Genomic DNA, 3115 nt, shown 5'->3' with positions numbered 1-3115 from the left:
TATACGCTTCCTGCGAGGCGCAGTCACGGCGGATTACACTGGGAKGCGCTGCCTTCGGGTCTTTTATCCGGGGAGAGAGAGAAAGGCATGGCCCGCTGTCAGGTGAAAGCGGATCTTCGCCAGGCACGGAGAGGGCAGGCTGAGCCGCTGGCGGCGGCGGAATTTTCCGTTTACCTTTGTAAGCGGTTGCCTTACGATACGGTCTAAGACTATCTTTTTCATGGATCGAAAGAGAGGCATCCGCAAGTGAGACAAGTTATCCGGCGGATCGGATTCCGCTTCAACAACCTTCGGCTCAAGAGCCAGCTGTTCATCGCCTTCCTGATCGTCGTGCTGATTCCGGTGCTGATCGTGGGCATTTTCCTGACGGCCCAGTACCGGAACAACGTGCTGGAGCAGGCGACGCGGCAGACGACGAACAACGTGGACAAGATCGTCACGCAGACATCGGACATCCTGCGCATCCCGATGGAGCTCTCGGACGATTATATGGTCAGCACGGACTTGAGCAGCCTGGTCAATACCCGGTACGCGACCGTGTTCGACTCCACGCACGCGCTGTGGGAGTTCAACGATTTCCGCAGCGCCGTGAAGCTGTACCGCGAGGTGGACTATATCCGGCTGTACGCGGACAACGATACGCTGCTGGAGAATTGGGAGTTCCTTCACCTGACGGACGCCGTCCGCGGGACGGACTGGTACCGGGCCGCCAACGCCAAGGACGGCATCCACTGGATCTACACGTCCAACGAGACAAGGAAAGGAGCGAAGTCGCTCAGCCTCGTGCGCCGGATCCCCTTTCCGACTTACAAGACAAGCGGCGTTCTCGTCATCGACGTCAACCCGGAGCTGTTCGACACGATGCTGCGCCAGGAGCCTTACGACACGATGATCGTCGACGCATCGGATACGGTCGCCGCGGCGAAGAACCGCTCCTGGATCGGCAAGAGCCTGTCCCAGCTGGAGTTCCCGGGCCTCGCCGGCAAAAGCGAGGGAACGTACAACATGACCTTCGGCGGCGAGGAGTACCGGGTCGTCATCGAGAAGCTGAACCCGGCCTCAAGCGTCAACGGCCTGCGTATCGTGTCGGTGTTCGCGGTGGAGAGCATCGTCGGGGAAGCGAACCGCGTCGCCCGTCTCGGCATGGGCGTGCTGGCCGTGAGCATGGCGATCGCGCTGGTGCTCATCTATATCGTCGCCTCGGTGCTGACCAAGCGCACGCTCGTGCTGTACCGCAACCTGAGCCGGGTCGGCAAGGGCGATCTGCAGGTGTATTCGGACATCCAGGGCAATGACGAGATCGGCCTGTTGTCCCGGCAGTTCAACAACATGGTGGCGAGCATCCGCGAGCTGATGGCGGAGGTGGAGGATTCTCACCGGCAGCGGACCGAGCTGGAGGTGAGGCAGCGGGACATCAAGCTCAAGATGATGGCCAGCCAGATCAATCCGCATTTCCTGTTCAACGCGCTGGAATCGATCCGGATGAGGATTCATATGAAAGGCGAGAAGGAAATCGCTTCGGTCGTGCGCATGCTCGGGAGGCTGATCCGCAACAACATCGAGATCGGGCAGCGCCATATTCCTCTCGGCGAGGAGCTGGAGATCGTCCGCTACTACTTGGAGATCCAGAAATTCCGGTACGGGGAGGACCGTCTGGAATTCGTCATCGATGTGGAGGAGGAGATGTCGCTCACGCTCATCCCGCCGCTTATTTTGCAGCCGCTGGTCGAAAATGCCGTCGTGCACGGCCTGGAGGGCATCGGGGAAGGCGGGCGGATATCGATTACGGGAAGAAGATTGCAGGACGGCGGCTTGCAGCTGACCGTCGCCGACAACGGCGTCGGCATGACGCCGGAGCGGCTGCGGGACAATCGGGATGCGCTGGACGATCCCAGCGAGGACAAGGGGCATCGGATCGGGCTGCGCAACGTCCACCAAAGGCTGGTGCTGAATTACGGCTCCGGCAGCGGCCTCAGGCTCGAGAGCGCGGAAGGGGGAGGAACGCAGATCAAGCTTCTCATTCCCGGCAAGAAGGAGGAATAGCGGATGTACAGCTTGTTGATTGTCGATGACGAGCCGGCGATTCGGGAAGGCATGCAGACGCTGATCGAATGGGAGCGGCTCGGCTTCCGGGTCGCCGGGCTGGCGGCGGACGGCATGGAGGGGCTGCGTCTGTACCGGGAGCTGCGCCCGGACCTGGTCCTGGTCGATATTCGGATGCCGAAGATGAACGGCCTCGAGCTGGTCGAGGAGATCAGGAGGCTGGATTCCGGCTGCCGGATTCTGGTGCTGAGCGGCCATGCCGACTTTTCTTATGCGCAGCAGGCGATCCGCTACGGCATCGAGGGCTACCTGCTCAAGCCGGTCGACGAGGAGGAGCTGGAGCAGTATGCGGCCCGGATCGCCCGTTCGCTGGATGCGCAGAGCGGGACTGAAGCCGATCCGGCCAAGCGGCGGGAAGACGCGCTGCTGGCGCTGCTGGCGGGAGACGCGGAGGAGGCGCTTGCGCTCGCTGCGGAAGCGGGAAGAGCAGGCCTGTTCCCGGGCGCCCGTGCAGAAGCAGAAGGAACAGCCGGCGGGCGGGAAGCCGCCGCAGCGGATCTGTGGCGGCTGCTCCATGGAGGCGCTCGCGGCGGCCGCGTGCTGCTGGCGGAGGCCGGGCTGGAGGACGGCCTGGAGCAGACGGAATTCAGGCGGAGGCTGGAGGCGGGAGCCGCAGCCCGAGGGCTTGGACCGGTCTTCGAGGCCGGGGCCTCGCTGGGGCTGTTGATTCCCGGCGGGGAAGCGGCGCTGCGGGCGGCCGCCAAGCTGCTGGAGGAAAGCGCGGGCGAGGGAGGCTTCACCGCCGCTGCGGGGTCATGCAGGGAGGACCCGGCCGCAGCCGCGCGCTCGCTGCAGGAGGCGCAGGAGCTGATGGGCTTGCGCTTTCTGCTGGAGCCGGGCCGCATCCATACCGAGCGGCCTGCGATGCTGGCGGCGCAAGCTCCCGGTCATGCCGCATCCTCGGCGGCTCTCGCAGCGGACGGGAGAGATGATGATGCTCGCCTGGCCGAGCTTGCCCTGGCGCTCAGCCGCGCCGTGGAGACGGGAGGCATGGCCGGCATCGTCGCCTCCC

General features: G+C 64.0%; 2 protein-coding genes. Both read left to right on the top strand.

Annotation, left to right across the window (positions count from 1 at the left end; all coding sequences use genetic code 11):
* Nucleotides 1-246: 246 nt before the first annotated feature.
* Nucleotides 247-2043, top strand: coding sequence for a sensor histidine kinase (locus BN871_RS19535; protein ID WP_021881374.1), 1797 nt, complete (start codon nt 247-249; stop codon nt 2041-2043).
* Between the two features lie 3 nt (nt 2044-2046).
* Nucleotides 2047-3115 (top strand): response regulator (locus BN871_RS19530; RefSeq protein WP_048748437.1); only part of this gene is annotated, 1069 nt, incomplete at its 3' end.

The organism is Paenibacillus sp. P22 (assembly GCF_000469945.2).
Taxonomy (GTDB): domain Bacteria; phylum Bacillota; class Bacilli; order Paenibacillales; family Paenibacillaceae; genus Paenibacillus_O; species Paenibacillus_O humicus.
The sequence above is the reverse complement of the archived record's forward strand: the minus strand, read 5'-3'. Positions and strand labels throughout refer to the sequence as shown.